The organism is Streptomyces platensis (assembly GCF_008704855.1).
Lineage (GTDB): Bacteria > Actinomycetota > Actinomycetes > Streptomycetales > Streptomycetaceae > Streptomyces > Streptomyces platensis.
Map to the genome: position 1 here is coordinate 3339075 of NZ_CP023691.1, position 18636 is coordinate 3357710.

The window sequence follows — 18636 nt, forward strand, 5'->3', positions numbered from 1 at the left end:
GCCCCAGGCCCCTTAGGGGAGACGTCCCCTAAGGGGCCGCTGGGCCCCCTGGACCGGACAACGCAGTGGCCCCGACCCGGATTCCCGGGGCGGGGCCACTGTTCTGCGCCGAGGTGCTGTGGTGGTGCCGGCGGTACGCCGTCGGACCTGCCGGCCATCAGCTCAAGGGGCGCGGTGGTTCATCCGTCGGTCCCTCAAAGACCGTTGACGCGGGCCTCACGGGCCATGCCGAGGGGACGTATGGAGGACGCGACGGCGCGGGCGCGGCGGCCGGCCCGGGCGCGGTAGCTGCGGACATGGGCCATCAGACGCCGGCTGCGCAGCGCCATCTCCAGCTCGAAGCGGGTACGCGGGTCACGCAGCACCGGCCCGAAGAGCTTCTCGATCTGGCGCAGGCGGTACCGGACCGTCTGCGGGTGCACATGCAGCAGCTTGGCGGCCTCGGGTGCTCCGCCGCCCTCCAGCCACGCCAGCAGCGTGACTTCGAGCCGTTCGCTCTGCCGGGGTGTCAGCTCCTCCAGCGGGCCGAGCCAGCGGGACGTCAGCGCGTCCGCCAGCGACTCGTCCTGGAGCAGCAGCAGCGCCGACAGGTGGTCGTCGACGAACGCGGGCCGCGACTCCGGGCCGACCCGGCTCGGGGCCAGCGTCAGCAGATACCGGGCCCACCGCAGCGAGGACGCCGTGTCGGTGGCCGGCACCACGTGCCCGACCGCCGCCGGGCGGCCCTTGAGCGCCGCCTCCAGGCGGGCCCGGGTCTGGGTGGCCGGGTCGGGGACGAACAGACAGGTGTAGCCCTCGACGTTGCCGATGAGGGCATGCCCCAGTGCCGCGGCGAGTTGGGCTGCCTCGGCGGGGGTGGCGAGGACGACGGCCTGGAGAGTGTCGGGCACCGGCCAGCCCGCGGCGCGGGCCAGTTCGTGCAACCCGTCCTCGGGTACGTCGCGTTGGCCGGCGAGCACGTCGAACAGGTCCTGGCGGGCCCGGGCCACCGGCATCGGAGTGACAACTGAGGGCACCGCCGGAGGTTTACTTTCCGACTCTTTTTGGTACCCCAGAACTGTCAGCAAGGCCTGTTCAAGCGCCCAATGTGCGTCTTCTACGGGAGTATCCCCGAGAAGTGCGGACAATGCGGGAAATCCGCGTTGCAACTCCGCGACCAACTTCTCGGCGAGATCCGGGAGTTCATTTCTCACTACCCGGTTCCACTCGCCGCGGGGACGCGACCAGATGCGGTTCAGGAGATCACACATCGCTACCTCGATCCTGGCGGGGATGCGGTTGGTACAAGGGATTGGCGCCCCCCGTGCGCCTGAGTCGGCATCATCCGGAGTCCCCCCGCGCGACCGCGATGCCAGTGCAGGAATTTGTCACAGCGCGATAAACCTTACGAAAGCCTGAACACGTTCGGAGATGCTTTTGCACATCCGGATTACGGCCCTGCGTATCCACCCGGTCACAGAATGTTCAGTGTTACCGGGGGTCACCCGAACAAAAGCCCCGGGCAAATTACGCCCCCGGGAGATTTCATAGAAATTCGCATCCCGCACCCGTGCCCCGACACCGGGAGGTCCGATGTCCGCACCGCGTTTGCAGAGCCGCCGCGCCGCACACCGTGCCCGGCCCTCGCCTTCAGTGCCCCGCCCCCGCCGCCCTCCGAACGAACCCGGCCCGCCGGACCGGCGGGCCCCCGGAGGCGGTTTCGCCGGAACTGCCGTACTCCGTCCGGCGCTTCCGGCCGCACTGCTGCTCTTCCTCGCCGTCACGCTGCACTCCGGCGCGGCGGAGACCCTGATGCGCTTCCTGGACTTCGGCGCCGGAGTCCTCGCGCTGGTCTCGCTGTCGGTCACCGTGCTGTGGGGCCTGGCCGCCACCGACCGCATGGTGCTGCACTCCGGGCACCGGCTGCTCGCCCAGGCCGTGCACCGCGGCACCGCGGTCGCCGGACTCGGCTTCCTCGGCCTGCACATCTGGGTGAAGATCGCCGAGGGCCACACCGGCGCAGCGGCCGCCGCGATCCCGTTCACCGACGGCGCCCGGCCCGGGCTCATCGGCCTCGGCACCCTCGCCGCCTACACGTTCATCGCCGTCGCGGTGACCGGCGCGGTACGCGGCGCCTTCACCGGCCTGTCCGGAGCCCGCTGGTGGCGGGCGCTGCACATGTGCGCCTACCTCGCCTGGGGTCTGGCCCTGGTGCACGGCCTCAAGTCCGGGCGTGCGGCGGCCGGCTGGGCCGTCGCCGGATATGCCATCTGCCTCACGGCGGTGGCCGTACGACTCGCCCTGCGGCTGCGCGACGCACGCAGGAACACAGGAGAACTCCCATGACCGCCCCCGCTCCCACCCAACTGCTGCCGGCTCTCGCCGAGACGGAGCCCGTACCGACGCTGGCGTCCTTCGGGCCGCCGCGGCTGCTGGCCGGCCTCGACGAGATACCCCGCATGGACCGGGTGGCCCACCTGTCCCGGCACGGCAGTCTCCCCCAGCTCACCCCTCAGGAGCTGGTGGCGCTGGCCGAGGACATCGATCTGCGCGGCCGCGGCGGCGCGGGCTTCCCCTTCGCCCGCAAGCTGACCGCCGTCATCGACGGGATGAAGCGCGCGGACGGCAAGGGCGCGGTGGTCGTCAACGGCAGCGAGGGCGAGCCCAGTTGCCTCAAGGACACCGCGCTGCTGCTGCACGCCCCGCATCTGGTGCTCGACGGCGCGCTGCTGGCCGCCGACGCGCTCGGCGCGCAGGAGGTCGCCCTCGGGGTGACCCGTACGGACGTGCTGAGCTCCGTGCAGCGGGCCATCGACGAACGCGGTCCGGTCCGGCCGACGTTACGGGTCACCCTGCTCACCGAACGGTTCGTCACCGGCGAGGGCTCGGCCATGACGAACGGGCTGGGCGGCGGCCCCGGGCTGCCCTCCGGCCGCAAGATCCGCTCCAGCGAGCGCGGGCTGAACGGTGTGCCGACCCTGCTGTCGAACACCGAGACCTACGCCCAGCTCGCCGTGGCCGCCCGCCTCGGCGCGCTCGGCTACCGCACCGCGGGCCTGCCCACCGAGCCCGGCACGCTGCTGCTGACGGTCGCCGGCAGCCGGGTCGTGGAGGTCCCCTACGGGGTCTCGCTGGCCCGGGTCCTGGCGCTGTGCGGGATGGACCAGGGGCAGGGCGTGCTGATCGGCGGCTACCACGGCACCTTCGTGTCCCCGGCCGACGCGCTGACCGCGAACCTGTCGAAGGAGTCGCTGGCCGAGTACAACGCGGTGCTCGGCGCCGGGGCGGTGCTGCCGATCCCGTACGACACCTGTCCGGCGGGCGAGACGGTCCGCGTCGCCCAGTGGATGGCCGCCGAGTCGGCCGGCCAGTGCGGCCCCTGTGTGCTCGGCCTGCCCGCGCTCGCCGACCAGCTCGACCGCGCTGTACGGGGCGGCGGGGAGGCCGCCCTGGAGGCCGTACAGACCCGGATGCGGGCCGTGGAGAAGCGCGGCGCCTGCAGCCACCCTGACGGCACCTCACGCTTCGTCGCCTCGGCCCTGCGGTCCTTCCCCGAGGAGTTCGAGCGGCATGCGAAGGGCTTCGGCTGCGGCCGCCCGGTGACCGGTGCGCTGCCGGTCACCGGGAACCCGCCGCTGGCGGTCACCTCCCCCGCGCCCACCCCGGCGCGGCCGTCCGCGCCCCCGCAGGAACGGCTGCTGATCGACTGGACGCTGTGCCGCGGCCACGGCCTGTGCGCCGATGTCGTGCCCGGCGTCGTGAAGCTCGGCGCGGACGGCTATCCGCAGTCCGCCAGCATGCCGCTGCCGGCCCGGATGCGGCGCCGCGCGCAGCTCGCGGTGCGCCGCTGCCCCGCACTGGCGATGCGGGTGCAGGGCGGCAACTGACGTACGGGACAGGGCTTTTGCGCCCGGAGAAAATTCTTCGGCGCCATTGAACGCCCGGCACCCCGGAGCGCGTATTCCCCGGGCGACGGCACCCGCCGTCGCCCGGACCGGAACGGAACGGGCGACCGGATGAGCAACGCGGTCACCACCTCAGCAACGACGGAACCACCCACCGGCAGAGGAGACATCATGATCAATCGACGTCGTGCGGCGCTCGCGGCCGCGGCGGTCGCCACCCTGGCGCTGACCACCGCCTGCGGCAGCAGCGGCACCCAGAGCGCCCCCGGCACCACCAGCGCGGACAACGTCCAGCCCGCCGGCCAGGGCACCAGCGACTACGGCTACGGCTCCTCCGGCGGCGGCTCGGGCTCCGGCGGCCAGGCGGGCGGCACCGACACCGCCGCCGGCAAGGCCCCCAAGGCCGCGCCCGCCGGGAAGCTCGCCCTGCACCAGGACGCCAAGATCGGCACGGTGGTCGCCGACTCCAAGGGCATGACCCTCTACCGCTTCGACAAGGACACCCCGGACCCCGCCAAGTCCAACTGCAACGGGTCCTGCGCCACCACCTGGCCGCCGGTCCCCGCCGACGGCGCCACCGCCCCGTCCGGTATCGACAAGAGCAAGCTGGGCTCGGTCACCCGCGCCGACGGCGTCAAGCAGCTCACCATCGCCGGCTGGCCCGCCTACCGCTACATCAAGGACACCAAGGCCGGTGACACCAAGGGCCAGGGCGTCGGCGGCACCTGGAACGCGCTGGCCCCCGACGGCAAGAAGGCCGGCGCCCAGGAGCCCAGCGACGTCTCGGTGTTCAACCACCCCGACCTCGGCGGCATCCTCGTCGACGGCAAGGGCCGCACCCTCTACCGCTTCAACAAGGACAGCGCCTGGCCGATGAAGTTCGGCTGCAACGACGCCTGCCTGGAGACCTGGAAGCCCGCCAAGCCCGCCGACCGCTCCAAGCTCAACGGCATCGCCCCCAAGCTCATCAGCACCGTCACCCGCCCCGACGGCACCCGCCAGCTGGCCGTCGACTGCTGGCCCGTCTACTGGTTCACCGGCGACGAGCAGCCCGGTGACATCAACGGCCAGGGCAAGATGGGCCTGTGGTTCGCGGTCTCCAAGGAGGGCAAGAAGATCACGACGACGCCGGAGGGCTGACCGGGGCGCCCCGCGACGGCACCCCGTCCCGAGGGAACTCGTCGTCCAGCGCCAGCACCTCTGCATCCGGCCGCCCGTCCGCGGCGCGCGGCCCCAGCCAGGTGACCGCGAGCGCCACCGCCACATTCACGGCGAGCCCGACGATCCCCGCGTTCATCCCCCACACCGGGTCGTGTCCCCCGAAGACCAGGACACAGACCAGCGTGAAGCCCGCCACCAGGCCGCTCACCGCGGCGTGCAGCGTCAGCCGCCGCCACACCAGCCCCAGCAGCAGCATCGGCACGAGCTGCGCCATGCCCTCGTACGAAATCAGGGACAGCCGGACGAGGGTGTCGGGGGCGGTGTAGGTCAGCAGCAGCGCCAGCGCCCCGGCCACCACCACGACCAGCTGCGACCACAGTTTCTGCCGTCCGCCCGCCGCCTCTCCCCCGCCGTCCCCGGAAGCCGCCCCGGCCGCCCCCTTGTTGAGACGGGGGATCGCGCCCAGCACACTCCTCCCCCACATCGTGCCGATGACCAGCATGAACACGGCCATCGGCACGATGGAGGAGAGGGCGGCGGCCACCCCGACCAGCCCCACGGCCCAGGCCGGAAGGGAGTCCACCACCATCTTGAACAGCGCGAGATTGGAGTCCGCGCCGGTCAGGCCGGGCACCACGAACAGCGCCGCCATCCCCAGCAGCATCGGCACGAACAACAGCACGTTGTAGAACGGGAGGTAGAGGGCGTTGCGGCGCAGCACCTCGGCGTTGCGGGCACCGAGATAGCCGGCCACCGTCGTCGGAAAGATCACCACGGTCAGGGAGTTGACGAGGGTGGTGGTGACGAACCAGACCTGGCCCAGTCCGCCCGAGTCGTGCCCGGGGAAGGTCAGCCACTGCGGCTTCTCGGCGACGAGCCGGTCCAGGAAGGGCCCGTAGCCGTCGAAGTAGTGCAGCGGCACATAGACCGCGAGGAAGCCGAGGGTGCCGATGACGAGGACGTCCTTGAGCACCGAGACCCAGGCGCTGCCGCGCAGCCCGCTGATCACCACGAAGCCGGTGGTGACCGCGAAGCTGAGGAAGTAGGCCCAGTTGATGCTGATGGCGCCGTAGGAAATGGTGGAGACGACCACGCCCATGCCGGTGATCTGGAGCTGTATGTACGGCAGCAGACAGACCGTGGCGAGCAATGCGACGGCGGCCCCGAGCCAGGGCGCCCGGTAGCGGTGCGCGATCATGTCGGTGATCCCGACCAGGCCGTGCCGGCGGGCGTAGGCCCACAGCATCGGCCCGACGACGTACCCCAGGGCATAGCCGCAGGACATGTAGGCCAGCACATAGAGCACCGGGGCACCGGAGTTGTAGCCCCAGCCGGCCGCGCCGAGGTAGCTGAAGCTCGTATAGCTCTCACCGGCCATCAGCACCCAGATGAAGACCGTGCCCAGGCTCCGGCCGCCCACCGACCACTCCGAGAGCCCGGCGGGCCGCCCCTTCTCCGTCCCCTTCCGCCGCACCGCGAGCAGGCCGAGGACGACGGTGAGCACCATGAAGGCGCCGAAGACGGAGGTCGCGACGGCGGCATTCATATCCGCCCCCGCGCCCGGTCACCGCGCCGGGCCAGCCACACCGCGAGCGGAGTGGCCGGCGTCGCCAGCAGCATCCAGAAGAACAGGAACGGCAGCCCGAGCACGGTCGGCGTCACCCGGTTCACCAGCGGCAGCACCCCCAGGAACAGCGCATACGGCAGCAGCAGCCACAGCAGCGCGGGACGCCTTCTCGAACCCGGGGACCGGCCGCCGGAAGTCTGGTTTCGCACGAGGCGAGAGCCTAGGGGACGCCTGGCCCCGCTCACCGGGACTGTGTCGACCGCAACACGGCCCAGACCACCAGCCGGTAGGTGGAGGTGTACTCCGGCGTACAGGTCGTCAGCGTCAGATAGGCGCCCGGTGCGGTGAAGCGGTAGGCGGGGTGCACGCTGCTGTACGGGACCTCGGCGAGGACCGTGCCGTCGCCGGGGGTGGTCCGCGGCAGGGTGCGCCGCACGGCATAGGTGTAGCGGGCCTCGGCGGTGTCGACGAGGACGGTGTCGCCGGGCCGCAGCCGGTCGAGGTGGCGGAACGGCTCGCCGTGGGTGTTGCGGTGCCCGGCCAGCGCGGCGTTGCCGGCCCCGCCGGGCTGCGCGCTGTGCGGATAGTGGCCGACATAGCCCCGGTTGAGGACCGCGGCCTTGCCGACGCCCTGGGCGATGGGGGCGGTGAGCCCGATCCGCGGGATGCGCAGCACGGCGTACGCCAGGTTCTCCGCGGGTGCCGGTGTGCGGCTCGCCACACGGTCGGACGGTCCGGCCGGCGGGGTGCTCTGCGCGGCCCGTGCGCCGCCCGTGCGGCCGTCTTCCGGGGCCGGGCCGCCGGGCGCCGGCGGCCGGGCGTCCCACTGCCGCTCCAGCCGGCCCACCTGGTCCCGCGCCGCGTGCTGCGCCTGACGGTTGGTCCACCACAGCTGGTGGACGACGAGCAGCAGCAGGACGGCGCCGAGCGTCACCGCCAGCTCCGCCCCCGTCCACAGCGCCCGCACGGCACGGGAGCGACGGGTGCGCCGCCCCTGCACGACTACCGGTATCCGCTCCCGCACGCGGGCACCGTAAGCCCTGCGGGCGCAGGTCTCCAGAGGCGCGCACGGCCCGGCGGGCGGCGGGGGTCAGCCGCCGAAGGCCTGCGAGACGGCGTAGATGCACAGTCCGGCCAGTGCGCCGACGACGGTGCCGTTGATGCGGATGAACTGGAGGTCCCGGCCGATGTGCGCCTCGATCTTCCGGGAGGTGTGCTCGGCGTCCCAGCCGGCGACGGTGTCCGTGATCAGGGAGGTGATCTCGCCCTGATAGGTCGTCACCACGTAAACGGCCGCGCCCTCCAGCCAGCCGTCCACCTTCTCCTGGAGCCGCTCCTCATCGGCCAGCCGCCGGCCCAGGGACAGCAGCGCGGCCCGTACCCGCAGCCGCAGTTCGCTGCGCTCGTCCTCGGCGGCGGCGACGATCATCGCGCGGACCGAGCCCCAGGCCGACGCGATCAGGTCCTGCACCTCGCTGCGCCCCAGCACCTCGGACTTGAGCCGCTCGACCTTGGCCCGGGTCTGCGGGTCGGACTTCAGATCGTCCGCGAAGTCCCGCAGGAAACGGTCGATCGCCCCGCGCGCCGGATGCTCGGGCATGTCCCGCATCTCGGTGACGAAGCGCAGCAGTTCCTTGTAGACCCGGTCGCCCACCTTGCGGTCGACGAACCGCGGGGTCCATCCCGGTGCGCCGCCGGAGACCGCGGTCATCACGGAGTCGGCGTGCAGGACCAGCCAGTCGTGGGCGCGGGCGACGACCAGATCCACCACCCGCCGGTGGCCGCCCTCCGCGACGACCTTGTCCAGCAAGGTGCCGACGCCGGGCGCGATCTCCTGGGCGTGCGCCCGGCGGGTGATCGCCTCACCGACCACCGCCTGCACATCGGAGTCACGCAGCACGGTCAGCGCGCCGCGCAGCGCGGTGGACACCTCCTCGGTGACCCGGTCGGCGTTGCGGGGCTCGGCGAGCCAGCCGCCGAGCCGCCGGCCGATGCCGACCGAGCGCAGCCGGCGGCGGACGACCTCGGCGGAGAGGAAGTTCTCCCCGACGAAATCCCCCAGACTCTGACCCAGTTGGTCCTTTTTGGTGGGAATGATCGCGGTGTGCGGAATGGGCAGCCCCATCGGCCGTTTGAACAGTGCGGTGACCGCGAACCAGTCGGCCAGCGCACCGACCATCCCGGCCTCCGCGGCCGCCGCGACAAACCCGGTCCAGCCACCCGCCCCGGCGGATTCAGCCCATTTCGCCAGTGCGTAGACCACGGCGACGGCCAGCAACAGGCCGGTGGCCAGCGTCTTCATCCGGCGCACTCCGCGCCGGCGCTCCTCGTCGGCGACACCGAGGGTGAACCCGCCGCCCGGCCCGGCGGGCATCGCCGCGCCCGCCACCGGCGCCCGCTCCGCCTCAGGCGCCGTATCCGCTTGTGTCCGTTCCATCCGCTCCACCGCTCCCACCGTGCCCCCGCCGTCCCTACGGCCTATCCTGCTCCGCACGTCGGCCACCGTTCCGGCCGTAGTCCCACTGTGACCTACTCCTGGAACGAACCACGAGTTCCCCGCGTCCATGCCGTGGAGGCATCGAATGGGGCGCCGGGCGGTGCCCCCGAGGTCCGTGGGATCATGAAGGACCGATCGGACCGCAACGGTGCCGCTGATCATCCGCTGCCCTTGCCCGCCCGGAGCGTGCTGCTCCGCTTTACCCAGGAGACCCCTCCCGCATGAAGAAAAGTGTGGGTTACTCCCTGCTCGCCGGTCTGGCAGCAGTGGTGGTGCTGATCTCGACCGCGATATTCGTCGGCTTCGGCGGCGAGGACGGCGGTCCGGGTACTTCCCCGCACAAGCCACGCGACCCCGCGGCCCCCGCGGTCTCCGGACAGTGGGTCGGCACCTGGTCGGCGGCCGCCGCGGCGGCCGAGCCCGGCACCCTGAACGGCTACGCGGGCATGTCGATACGCAATGTCGTGCACACCAGCGTCGGCGGCTCCGGCGTCCGCATCCAGCTCTCCAACCTCTACGGCACCCGGCCGCTGGTGGTCAGCCACGCCACGCTGGCGCTGGCCGCGGCCCCCAGCAACCCCACCGCCGCGAGCGGCACCATGCGGCGGCTGTCGTTCGGCGGCAAGCCCGCGGTGACCATCCCGGCGGGCGGCGCGGTCACCAGCGACCCGGCCCGGCTGAAGGTGCCCGGCGACGCGGACCTGCTGGTCACCACGTACTCGCCGTCCCCCTCGGGCCCCGCCACCTACCACCCGTACGCCCGGCAGACCTCCTACCTGGCGCGCGGCGACCGCGCCGAGGACGCCACCGGCGCCGCCTACACCGAGCAGAGCCCGTACTGGCGGTATCTGACGGGCGTGGACGTGTGGAGCACCCAGGCCCGCGGCTCGGTCGTCGCCATCGGCGACTCGATCACCGACGGCATCACCTCCACCGCCGGCGCCAACCACCGCTGGACGGACTTCCTCGCCGCCCGGCTGCGCACCGAGCCCGGCGCGCCCCGCTACGGCGTCCTGAACCAGGGCATCAGCGGCAACCGCCTGCTGGTGAACGGCAGCCGGTTCTCGCCCAACAACGGGCCCAGTGTGCTGTCCCGGCTGGAGCGCGATGCGCTGTCGCGCACCGGCGTGAAGGCGGTGATCGTCGAGATCGGGCTGAACGACCTGTTCAAGACCCCGCGCCAGCTCGACCCGGAGAAGATCGTCGGCGGGATGCGGCAGCTCGTCCAGGAGGCGCACGCCCGCGGGCTGCGGGTCACCGGCAGCACCCTGACTCCGTTCGGGGGACACCGCGGCTACTCCACACAGCTGAATTCGGTCCGCGAACAGGTCAACCGCATCATCCGCTCCGGCACCGTCTACGACGAGGTCGTGGACTTCGACAAGGCGCTGCGGGACCCGGCGTCGCCCGGGCGACTGCGCCCCGAGTACGACTCCGGTGACCACCTCCACCCGAGCGACGAGGGCTTCCGGGCGATGGCCTACGCCGTGAACCTCGCCCACCTCAAGCAGTCGGCCGCCGCCGCGCTGTAACCCCGACGGAGCAGACCGCCGCCCCGAATCCAGGCCGAGGGGCGGCGGGCCGGGGCGTTGCACGGAGCCGCCCTAGTCCAGCTCCGTGCGCCCGTCCTCCTTGAGGCGGCGCCGCTCCTCCTTCAGGCGGCGGCGCTCGGCCCTGGGCAGCTTGCGCTCCACCGCGACGCCGCCCATCAGCGCCAGCCCCCTGACGATCACCCGGGGCGCGCCGGGCTCGGCCGGTTCCCCGTCCTCCCGCGCGTCGAAGCCGCCCATGATGCCCAGCCCGCGGACGTCGAGACCGACGCCCGGCGGCACCACGATGTGCACCCCGCCCATGAGCGCCCAGCAGGTGATCACGATCTCCGGGCCGGCGAAGTTCGCCTCGCGCAGGTCGATCTCCCCGCCGCCCATGACGCCGACGGCCGTGAAGCGCCGCCCGATCGTCCACCGGCCCTTGCGCTGGAACCCGCCCATGATGCCGACGCCCACCGCGGAACCGTCCGTGCCGCTCACGATCCGCTCCGACCACCGCGCCGGCGCCCCGCTCTCCTTGCGCAGCGACAGCGGCGCCGGGGCCGCCCCGGCCACCGGGAGGTCGGCGGTCAGCGGCTCCAACTCCCCGTAGGTGCGGGCCTTGTAGGCCGCGTCCAGCCGCTCGTCGAACTCCTCCATCGCCAGCCGCCCCTCCGCCACGGCGTCCCGCAGGATCTCGGCGACCCGCTCACGGTCGCTGTCGGAAGCGCGCAATTCCGGGAGGTCTTCAGTCATACGGACACATTAGAGGGCGTCACCCGCCTTGCCCCCGTCCTCCGCGACATCCCACCGCGTCCCGCCGTTCGCGTACAGCTCGGCGATCAGGGTCTCGATATCCGGCTCCCGCACCGACAGATCCACCAGCGGATAGCGTGCGGCGACCGCCGCGACCAGCGGCGCCGCGCTCTGCGACGCCGGGAACGCCAGCCACTGCCGGGGCCCGTCCACCCGGACCGTACGGGCGCCCGGTACCCCGTCGATCGGCGGCAGTTCCCGCGCCAGGTCCACCACGAGAGTCCGCTCGCCGTCACCGGCCGCCCGCAGCCCGTCGAGACCGCCGTCGTACACCAGACGGCCGTGGTCGATGACCATCACCCGGCGGCACAACTGCTCGATGTCGGTCAGGTCATGGGTGGTCAGCAGGACCGTGGTGCCCCGCTCGGCGTTCACCTCACGCAGGAACTCCCGCACCTTCGCCTTGCTGATCACATCGAGGCCGATGGTCGGCTCGTCCAGATACAGCACCTCGGGGTCGTGCAGCAGCGCCGCCGCGATATCGCCCCGCATCCGCTGCCCCAGCGACAACTGCCGTACGGGCACGGTCAGCAGCGGGCCCAGGTCCAGCAGCTCGACACAGCGCTCCAGGTTGGCGCGGTAGGTGGAGTCCGGGACCCGGTACATCCGCCGCACCAGCTCGTAGGAGTCCTTCAGCGGCAGGTCCCACCACAGCGTGGTGCGCTGCCCGAAGACCACCCCGATCCGGCGGGCGAGCCGGGTCCGCTCCCGCGCCGGATCGATACCGGCGATCCGCAGCCGGCCGCCGCTGGGGACGAGGATGCCCGTCAGCATCTTGATGGTGGTGGACTTCCCGGCGCCGTTCGGCCCGATGTAGCCGACCATCTCGCCGCGCGGCACCCGGAAGGAGATACCGTCCACGGCCCGGACCTCCTGCCGCACCCGCCGCAGCCGGCCCGCCTTGCGCCGCACCGAGAAGACCTTCTCGACGCCGTCGACCTCGATCAGCTGCTCCGCGGCGGCAGCACCGCTCATCCCACCCACTCCTTCGTCGTCCCGTTCGCGGTCCGCCCCGTGAGGCGCCCTCAGCTGCCGGTGCTCCGGTATCCCCGCAGCCCCAGCCGCCACGCCAGCCCGGCCCCCGTACACATCAGCGCCGCCACCACCGGCCCCAGGAAGTCCACCCAGCCCGGCAGCCCCAGCGGGTCGGGGTGGCCCAGCAGCCGCAGCGCGGGCAGCCAGTTCACAAAGGCCAGCGGTACGAGGTAGGTGACCCCGCGCACCAGCTCCTTGGCGAACACCGTCGGCGGGTACTGGAGCAGCGCGTTGCCGCCGTAGGTGAAGGAGTTCTGCACCTCGGCCGCGTCCTGCGCCCAGAACTGGAAGGCGGCCCCGGCGGTGAAGACCGCCGCGAAGATGGCCGTGCCGCACACCGCCATCAGCGGCACCATCAGCACCCGCCCCACCGTCCAGTCCACCTCGATACGGGGCAGCGCCCAGCCGAGCACCAGCAGCGCCTGAGTGATCCGGCCCACCCGGCGCAGCGCGAAGCGGTCCGCCGCGATCTGCGCGAACACCGGTACGGGGCGCAGCAGCAGCGTGTCGAGGGTGCCGTCCCGGATCCGCCGGCCCAGCCCCTCGATGCTGCCCAGCAGCAGATCCGCCAGGCCCAGCGCGACCCCGGACGTCCCGTAGAGGAAGGCCACTTCGGGCAGCGTGAAGCCGCCGAGGGCCTCGATCTGCGAGAACATCAGCATGATCGCGACGAAGTCGAGGCCGTTGGCGGCGAAGTTGCCGACCGCCATCATCACGAACGAGGTCCGGTAGGCGAGGGTGGAGCGCACCCACATCCGGACGATCAGCCCGTAGGCGGCCAGCCCCCGCGCCACCTCCGCCGTCCGCCCGGCCCGGGGCTCCACCGCCGTCCGCCCGCTAGCCACCGTGCACCACCACCTTGCGGGTCGCCGCCGACTGCACCAGCCGGCCCAGCGCCAGCAGCGCCCCCGCCCACCCCGCCTGGAACACCAGCCCCCGCACCAGCCCGTCGCCGCTGCGGACACCCATCAGCACATCGGCCGGCACCTGAAGGATCGCCGCCCACGGCAGCAGCTGGACGACCTCCCCGAGCCCGCCCGGGAAGACCCGCAGCGGCAGCACCATCCCCGTGAAGAACATGCAGGCCAGCCCGCTGATCAGGGCCAGCCCCGAGCCGTCGAGGAGCCAGAACGACGCCAGCGCCACGAGATACCGCAGCGCGAAACTCACCAGCACCCCGAACAGCACCGACAGCAGAAAGCAGCCCCAGGTCAGCGCGTCACCGGGCAGCGCCAGCGGAAAGGCCAGGGCCCCCACCGCCATCGGCGCCACCCCGCGGCCGAGCAGCTGGAGCCCGGCCCGCCCCAGGTCCGCGGCCAGCCACCACAGCTGGAGATCCGCGGGCCGGTAGAGATCCACCGCGATATCGCCGGTACGGATCCGCTCCTGGAGGTCGTCCAGCCCGCCGCCGCCCATCAGCGCCGCGGTGGCCAGCAGCGCCTGCGCGATCCACACGAAGGTCAGCGCCTGCGCCTGGTCGTAGCCGCCCAGATGCGGCCGCTCGTCCCACAGCGCGATATACGTGTACGCGACGATGAAGCCGAAGACGGTGTTGGTGAACACCCCCGCCACGGTGGCGATCCGATAGGTGGCGTACCGCCGGAAGCTGCCGGCCGCCACCGCCGCGTACACCACGCCGCGTTCCCCCCAGCCCCGTTCTCGTCGGACGCGCAAAGCACCGGAGCCTAAGTCGCGGGCACGGCGGGCACCATCGAATTATCACCGCTTCGGGTGAGCCGTGGGCGCCATTCAGCCGGTCAGGTGGCGGTCTCCGGTGCGCGGCACCTCCGCTGACCGGGACGCATGATGCGAGAGTTTCCCCGCGGGCGGCAGTTGCTCTCCCGGCGTACCGCGCGCAATCCCCCGACACGACACCGTCCGCCGCAGTACAACCTCCGGCGGCGGCCGAGGAGTCCATACCGACATGAGCGGACCACGCACCGGCTGGCGCCGTGCCCTCCCCACCTGGCGCACGGTGCTGGGCACCGGGCTGCTGTTCCTGCTGCTCGTCGTCGGCGGGATGATCGCCGGCTATCTGCTCGTCGGCATCCCGCCGGCCAACAGCGCCGCCAAGGCCCAGAGCAACATCTACCTCTACTCCGACGGCTCCGAGCTGGCCCACGACGGTGAGGTCAACCGGCAGAACGTCACCCTCAGCCAGATCCCCAGGTCCGTCCAGCAGGCCGTACTCGCCGCCGAGGACCGCGACTTCTACTCCGAGTCCGCGGTCGACCCCGCCGCGATGGTCCGGGCCGCCTGGAACACCCTGACCGGCAAGGGCAAGCAGTCCGGCTCCACCATCACCCAGCAATACGTGAAGAACTACTACCTCGGCCAGGAACAGACCCTCACCCGCAAGGCCAAGGAGTTCTTCATCGCCATCAAGCTGGACCGCGAGGTGAGCAAGGACAACATCCTGCAGGGCTACCTCAACTCCAGCTACTACGGCCGCAACGCCTACGGCATCCAGGCCGCCGCCCGGTCCTACTACGGCCGCGACGCGGAACAGCTGACCACCGCCCAGGGCGCCTATCTCGCGTCCCTCCTCAACGCCCCCAGCGCCTACGACCTCACCGCCCACCCCGAGAACCGGGCGCGGGTGCTGGCGCGTTGGAACTACGTGCTGGACGGCATGGTCAAGAAGAAGTGGCTCACCCGCGCCGAGCGCGCCACGCTGGAGTTCCCCCCGACCAGGCGCGCCAAGGCGTCCCCCGGACTGTCCGGGCAGCGCGGCTACCTCGTCGAGGCCGTCAAGAACTACCTCTCCGACCACCACGTCCTCGACGAGGACACCCTGCGCGGCGGCGGCTACCGCATCACCACCACCATCGGCAAGAAGCGCCAGAACGCCTTCGTCAAGGCGGTCAACACCCGGGTGATGGACCGGCTCGACGACTCCCGGAAGGTCGACCGCTACGTCCGGGCCGGCGGCGCCTCCATCGACCCCGCGAGCGGCCGGGTGGTGGCCCTCTACGGCGGCATCGACTACGCCAGGCAGTACGTCAATGGCGCCACCCGCCGGGACTACCAGGTCGGCTCCACCTTCAAGCCGCTCGTCTTCGCCGCCGCCGTGGCGCACGGCTCCACCACCCAGGACGGCACCCGGATCACCCCGAACACCGTCTACGACGGCACCAACAAGCGGATGACGGTCAGTCACGGCCGCGCCACCGGCTTCGCGCCCGCCAACGAGGACGACCGCTCCTACGGCCCGATCACCGTCACCGAGGCCACCGACAAATCCGTCAACGCCGTCTACGCCCAGATGGGTATCGACGTCGGCCCGGACAAGGTCAAGGCCACCGCCGTGGACCTGGGCATCCCCGCCCGGACCCCCAGCCTCGCCTCCTCCCAGGGCGCCGTCTCGCTGGGCACCGCCACCCCCAGCGTCCTGGACATGACCCAGGTCTACGCCACCCTCGCCCACCACGGCAGCCACCGGCCGTACACCCTGGTCGACAAGGTCACCAAGGGCGAGGAGGAGATCGAACTGCCCGAGCGCGAGGAGACCCGGGCCGTCCCCAGGGCCGCCGCCGACACCACCACCGCGATCCTGCGCGGCGTCGTCGACGGCGGCACCGGCACCGCCGCCCAGGGCGCCGGGCGGCCCGCGGCCGGCAAGACCGGCACCGCCGAGGAGGACAAGGCGGCCTGGTTCGCGGGCTACACGCCCGAACTCGCCACCGTCGTCGCGGTGCTGGGCCAGAACCCGGAGAGCGCCGCACAGGAGCCCCTGTACGGCGCGGGCGGGCTGTCACGGGTCAACGGCGGCGACTACCCGGCCCAGATCTGGGCCGACTACACCGCGGCCGCGCTGGAAGGCCGCCCGGTCCGCGACTTCGACCTCCAGCTGGAGGCGGGCGCGGAGCCGTCCTCGCCCGAGCCCTCCAGCAGCGATTCGCTGTCGCCCAGCGCCTCGGGCAGCCCGTCCACCGAACCGACGGACTCGCCCACCGGCCCCGTGCCGCCCACCACCGGCCCCACCCGGCCGACGGTCACTCCCCCCGCCCCGACCACCCCCACCGAGCCCGAACCGACCACACCCCCGACCAGCGACTTCCCCACGGTCCAGCCCCAGAGCGAAGTCCTGGAGCGGCAGATGGGGTGGGGGTGGGACGGATAGCGGGGGCGGGCCCGGAGCGGTCGGCGGACCGGCCGGGCGTCAGTGCCCCGACGTCGCCTTGAGCCCGACCACCGCGACCAGCAGCAGACAGATGAAGAAGATCCGGGCCGCGGTGGCCGGCTCGCCGAGCACCATCATGCCGACCACCGCCGCCCCGGCGGCCCCGATGCCGACCCACACGCCGTAGGCGGTGCCGATCGGCAGGGTCCGGGCGGCGTACGAGAGCAGCAGCATGCTGGCGACGATGCCCGCGCCGGTGAACACACTGGGCCACAGCCGGGTGAAGCCGTCGGTGTACTTCATCCCGATCGACCAGCCGACCTCCAGCAGACCGGCGACCACGATCAGAATCCAGGCCATGACGGCACCTCCGCGAAAGAGCTTCAACAGGGGTGCGTCGTCTTGTCCTGACCCGGTACGGCGCGTCTCGTCGGGTGGGTTCCGAGGCTAGCAAAGGGCAGCGAAACGGGCGGTGACCCCGGTCACCGCCCGCACGAAACCCTGGCCGGAGGCGAACCGGCTACAGGTACAGCCCGGTCGAGTCCTCCGCGCCCTCCAGCCGCTCCGCGGCCACCGCGTGCAGATCGCGCTCCCGCATCAGCACGTAGGCCACCCCGCGCACCTCGACCTCGGCCCGGTCCTCGGGGTCGTACAACACCCGGTCCCCGACCTCCACGGTCCGCACGTTCTGCCCGACCGCGACCACCTCGGCCCAGGCCAGGCGGCGGCCGACCGCCGCGGTCGCGGGAATGACGATGCCCCCGGTCGAGCGACGCTCGCCCTCGGGGATGTCCGTCCGGACCAGCACACGGTCGTGCAGCATCCGGATCGGCAGCTTGTCGTGGGTGTCCTTGGCGTTATTCGGGCTCACGGCATGACCGTACCTGCCCGGCGCCGCCCGGCACGCACCGCGGGCCGCGCCGGGGCCCGGGCGGCGGGCCGCTGGGCGACAGCGCTAGCAGCGCCGCCTGGCGCGCAGCGTCAGCAGGCCCACCACGGCCACGCCGATCATCGCCACCGGAATGATCCGCTCCAGCCGCGGCGCCCCGTCCTCCGACACCAGCTGCGCCCGCACATCCGTCACCGCGCGGTTGGCGGCCACATAGGCCCGCCCCGCCGTACGGTCCACGGCGGCCGACGCCCTGGCCTTCGCATCATCCATGATCGTCTTCGGGTGCAGCCGCACACCGATCTCGTCGAGCGTGACGGCGAGCTCCTGCCGCCTGCGGACGATGTCCGCCTCGATCTGCGCCGGGGTCCTGGCTTCCGCCACCGCGCTGCCTCCGTCGTCTCGCGCCGATGCGTACGGGGCCGGACTCGAGGTCCCGTACGGAACCGGCCACACCACTGACTGCCGATTCGTCATGGACAGTCTGTCAGCTCAGCCCCCCACACGCCCCACAGCACCCCCGTTTCGCAGCGCCGAGACGCCCCCGGCACCATGCCGTCCCCCGGCTGGCTAATGTCGGGGCGTACGGACCCACGCGAAGGAGAACCATGAGCGCGCGACTTCAGCCCGGCGACACCGCACCGGCCTTCACCCTGCCCGACGCGGACGGCAAGCAGGTCTCGCTCGCCGACCACAAGGGCCGCAAGGTCATCGTCTACTTCTACCCGGCCGCCCTGACCCCCGGCTGCACCAAGCAGGCCTGCGACTTCACCGACAACCTCGACTTCCTCGCCGGCCACGGCTACGACGTCATCGGCATCTCCCCCGACAAGCCGGAGAAGCTCGCCAAGTTCCGCGAGAAGGAAGAGCTCAAGGTCACCCTCCTCGGCGACCCCGACAAGACGGTCCTGGAGGCGTACGGCGCCTTCGGCGAGAAGAAGCTCTACGGCAAGACCGTCACCGGCGTCATCCGCTCCACCGTCATCCTCGACGAGGACGGCAAGGTCGAGCGCGCCCTGTACAACGTCAAGGCCACCGGCCACGTCGCCAAGATCATCAAGGACCTGGCGCTGTAGCCACCGCCGCGGACGGGGCTGCGGCCCCGGACGCGGACGAGACCGCAGCCGGGAACATC

The 18636-nt window shown here is 72.1% G+C and carries 18 protein-coding genes and 1 riboswitch; of the genes, 6 read left to right on the forward strand and 12 right to left on the reverse strand.

The genetic code is table 11. The features are described 5' to 3' along the window. Positions 1–194: 194 nt before the first annotated feature. On the reverse strand, positions 195–1016 hold the full coding sequence (locus CP981_RS14610) for a PucR family transcriptional regulator (RefSeq protein WP_244329655.1): 822 nt from the start codon (positions 1014–1016) through the stop codon (positions 195–197). 556 nt (positions 1017–1572) lie between these two features. Here CP981_RS14610 and CP981_RS14615 point away from each other — a divergent pair. The 3 genes from CP981_RS14615 to CP981_RS14625 all read left to right on the forward strand — a co-directional run bounded on the left by CP981_RS14615 (position 1573) and on the right by CP981_RS14625 (position 5024). Beyond that, a complete protein-coding gene (locus CP981_RS14615) occupies positions 1573–2325 on the forward strand; it encodes a hypothetical protein (protein ID WP_085925430.1) in 753 nt (250 codons plus the stop codon). Further along, the gene (locus CP981_RS14620) at positions 2322–3866 is read left to right on the forward strand and encodes an NADH-quinone oxidoreductase subunit NuoF family protein (protein ID WP_085925431.1); all 1545 of its coding nucleotides are present in this window, start codon (positions 2322–2324) and stop codon (positions 3864–3866) included. The genes CP981_RS14615 and CP981_RS14620 overlap by 4 nt, the downstream gene beginning before the upstream one ends. 189 nt (positions 3867–4055) lie before the next feature. Further along, positions 4056–5024 carry an SCO0930 family lipoprotein gene (locus tag CP981_RS14625; protein WP_085925432.1) on the forward strand — a complete coding sequence of 323 codons (969 nt, stop codon included), beginning with the start codon at positions 4056–4058 and terminating at the stop codon, positions 5022–5024. On the opposite strand, the gene CP981_RS14630 is transcribed toward CP981_RS14625, so the two are convergent. The 4 genes from CP981_RS14630 to CP981_RS14645 form a co-directional block, all read right to left on the reverse strand. Then, entirely contained in the window at positions 5002–6591 is a 1590-nt protein-coding gene (locus CP981_RS14630; RefSeq protein ID WP_085925433.1) for a sodium:solute symporter family protein, read from the reverse strand. The genes CP981_RS14625 and CP981_RS14630 overlap by 23 nt on opposite strands. After that, the gene (locus CP981_RS14635; protein WP_085925434.1) at positions 6588–6821 is read right to left on the reverse strand and encodes a DUF3311 domain-containing protein; all 234 of its coding nucleotides are present in this window, start codon (positions 6819–6821) and stop codon (positions 6588–6590) included. Before CP981_RS14635 ends, CP981_RS14630 begins: the two co-directional genes overlap by 4 nt. Positions 6822–6853: 32 nt before the next feature. Then, the gene (locus tag CP981_RS14640) at positions 6854–7636 is read right to left on the reverse strand and encodes a class E sortase (protein WP_244329656.1); all 783 of its coding nucleotides are present in this window, start codon (positions 7634–7636) and stop codon (positions 6854–6856) included. Positions 7637–7702: 66 nt separating this feature from the next. Next, entirely contained in the window at positions 7703–9049 is a 1347-nt protein-coding gene (locus CP981_RS14645; protein ID WP_107429539.1) for a DUF445 domain-containing protein, read from the reverse strand. Between the two features lie 281 nt (positions 9050–9330). On the opposite strand from CP981_RS14645, the gene CP981_RS14650 reads away from it, so the two are divergent. Then, the gene (locus CP981_RS14650) at positions 9331–10641 is read left to right on the forward strand and encodes an SGNH/GDSL hydrolase family protein (RefSeq protein ID WP_085925436.1); all 1311 of its coding nucleotides are present in this window, start codon (positions 9331–9333) and stop codon (positions 10639–10641) included. Between the two features lie 72 nt (positions 10642–10713). Here CP981_RS14650 and CP981_RS14655 read toward each other — a convergent pair whose 3' ends face one another. The 4 genes from CP981_RS14655 to CP981_RS14670 all read right to left on the reverse strand — a co-directional run bounded on the left by CP981_RS14655 (position 10714) and on the right by CP981_RS14670 (position 14124). Beyond that, complete coding sequence (locus tag CP981_RS14655; RefSeq protein WP_085925437.1) at positions 10714–11394, reverse strand: DUF1707 SHOCT-like domain-containing protein; 681 nt, start codon at positions 11392–11394, stop codon at positions 10714–10716. A 9-nt stretch (positions 11395–11403) separates the two neighbouring features. After that, positions 11404–12429, reverse strand: coding sequence for an ABC transporter ATP-binding protein (locus CP981_RS14660; RefSeq protein ID WP_085925438.1), 1026 nt, complete (start codon positions 12427–12429; stop codon positions 11404–11406). Between the two features lie 50 nt (positions 12430–12479). After that, entirely contained in the window at positions 12480–13244 is a 765-nt protein-coding gene (locus CP981_RS14665; protein WP_244330038.1) for an ABC transporter permease, read from the reverse strand. An 82-nt stretch (positions 13245–13326) separates the two neighbouring features. Beyond that, complete coding sequence (locus CP981_RS14670) at positions 13327–14124, reverse strand: ABC transporter permease (RefSeq protein WP_085925439.1); 798 nt, start codon at positions 14122–14124, stop codon at positions 13327–13329. A gap of 289 nt (positions 14125–14413) precedes the next feature. Between CP981_RS14670 and CP981_RS14675 the strand changes: the two genes are divergently transcribed. Next, positions 14414–16612: a transglycosylase domain-containing protein gene (locus CP981_RS14675; RefSeq protein ID WP_085925440.1), complete on the forward strand. Its 2199-nt coding sequence runs from the start codon at positions 14414–14416 to the stop codon at positions 16610–16612. Positions 16613–16651: 39 nt separating this feature from the next. Here CP981_RS14675 and CP981_RS14680 read toward each other — a convergent pair whose 3' ends face one another. The 3 genes from CP981_RS14680 to CP981_RS14690 all read right to left on the reverse strand — a co-directional run bounded on the left by CP981_RS14680 (position 16652) and on the right by CP981_RS14690 (position 17885). Continuing rightward, on the reverse strand, positions 16652–16972 hold the full coding sequence (locus tag CP981_RS14680; protein ID WP_018091320.1) for a DMT family transporter: 321 nt from the start codon (positions 16970–16972) through the stop codon (positions 16652–16654). A gap of 31 nt (positions 16973–17003) precedes the next feature. Then, a riboswitch (guanidine-III (ykkC-III) riboswitch) is annotated at positions 17004–17060 on the reverse strand. A 72-nt stretch (positions 17061–17132) separates the two neighbouring features. Beyond that, positions 17133–17435, reverse strand: coding sequence for a GroES family chaperonin (locus CP981_RS14685; protein WP_042155576.1), 303 nt, complete (start codon positions 17433–17435; stop codon positions 17133–17135). A gap of 132 nt (positions 17436–17567) precedes the next feature. Beyond that, positions 17568–17885, reverse strand: coding sequence for a DUF3618 domain-containing protein (locus CP981_RS14690; protein ID WP_085925441.1), 318 nt, complete (start codon positions 17883–17885; stop codon positions 17568–17570). Between the two features lie 224 nt (positions 17886–18109). Between CP981_RS14690 and bcp the strand changes: the two genes are divergently transcribed. Beyond that, entirely contained in the window at positions 18110–18577 is a 468-nt protein-coding gene (gene bcp / locus CP981_RS14695) for a thioredoxin-dependent thiol peroxidase (protein ID WP_085925442.1), read from the forward strand. Positions 18578–18636 lie beyond the last annotated feature (59 nt).

Excerpts from the sequence above, each read along its gene's own strand:
- CP981_RS14615 (WP_085925430.1), top strand. The coding sequence starts at position 1,573 with ATGTCCGCACCGCGTTTGCAGAGCCGCCGCGCCGCACACCGTGCCCGG.
- CP981_RS14620 (WP_085925431.1), top strand. The coding sequence starts at position 2,322 with ATGACCGCCCCCGCTCCCACCCAACTGCTGCCGGCTCTCGCCGAGACG.
- CP981_RS14625 (WP_085925432.1), top strand. The coding sequence starts at position 4,056 with ATGATCAATCGACGTCGTGCGGCGCTCGCGGCCGCGGCGGTCGCCACC.
- CP981_RS14630 (WP_085925433.1), bottom strand. The coding sequence starts at position 6,591 with ATGAATGCCGCCGTCGCGACCTCCGTCTTCGGCGCCTTCATGGTGCTC.
- CP981_RS14645 (WP_107429539.1), bottom strand. The coding sequence starts at position 9,049 with ATGGAACGGACACAAGCGGATACGGCGCCTGAGGCGGAGCGGGCGCCG.
- CP981_RS14650 (WP_085925436.1), top strand. The coding sequence starts at position 9,331 with ATGAAGAAAAGTGTGGGTTACTCCCTGCTCGCCGGTCTGGCAGCAGTG.
- CP981_RS14655 (WP_085925437.1), bottom strand. The coding sequence starts at position 11,394 with ATGACTGAAGACCTCCCGGAATTGCGCGCTTCCGACAGCGACCGTGAG.
- CP981_RS14660 (WP_085925438.1), bottom strand. The coding sequence starts at position 12,429 with ATGAGCGGTGCTGCCGCCGCGGAGCAGCTGATCGAGGTCGACGGCGTC.
- CP981_RS14665 (WP_244330038.1), bottom strand. The coding sequence starts at position 13,244 with ATGTGGGTGCGCTCCACCCTCGCCTACCGGACCTCGTTCGTGATGATG.
- CP981_RS14675 (WP_085925440.1), top strand. The coding sequence starts at position 14,414 with ATGAGCGGACCACGCACCGGCTGGCGCCGTGCCCTCCCCACCTGGCGC.
- CP981_RS14680 (WP_018091320.1), bottom strand. The coding sequence starts at position 16,972 with ATGGCCTGGATTCTGATCGTGGTCGCCGGTCTGCTGGAGGTCGGCTGG.
- CP981_RS14685 (WP_042155576.1), bottom strand. The coding sequence starts at position 17,435 with ATGCTGCACGACCGTGTGCTGGTCCGGACGGACATCCCCGAGGGCGAG.
- bcp (WP_085925442.1), top strand. The coding sequence starts at position 18,110 with ATGAGCGCGCGACTTCAGCCCGGCGACACCGCACCGGCCTTCACCCTG.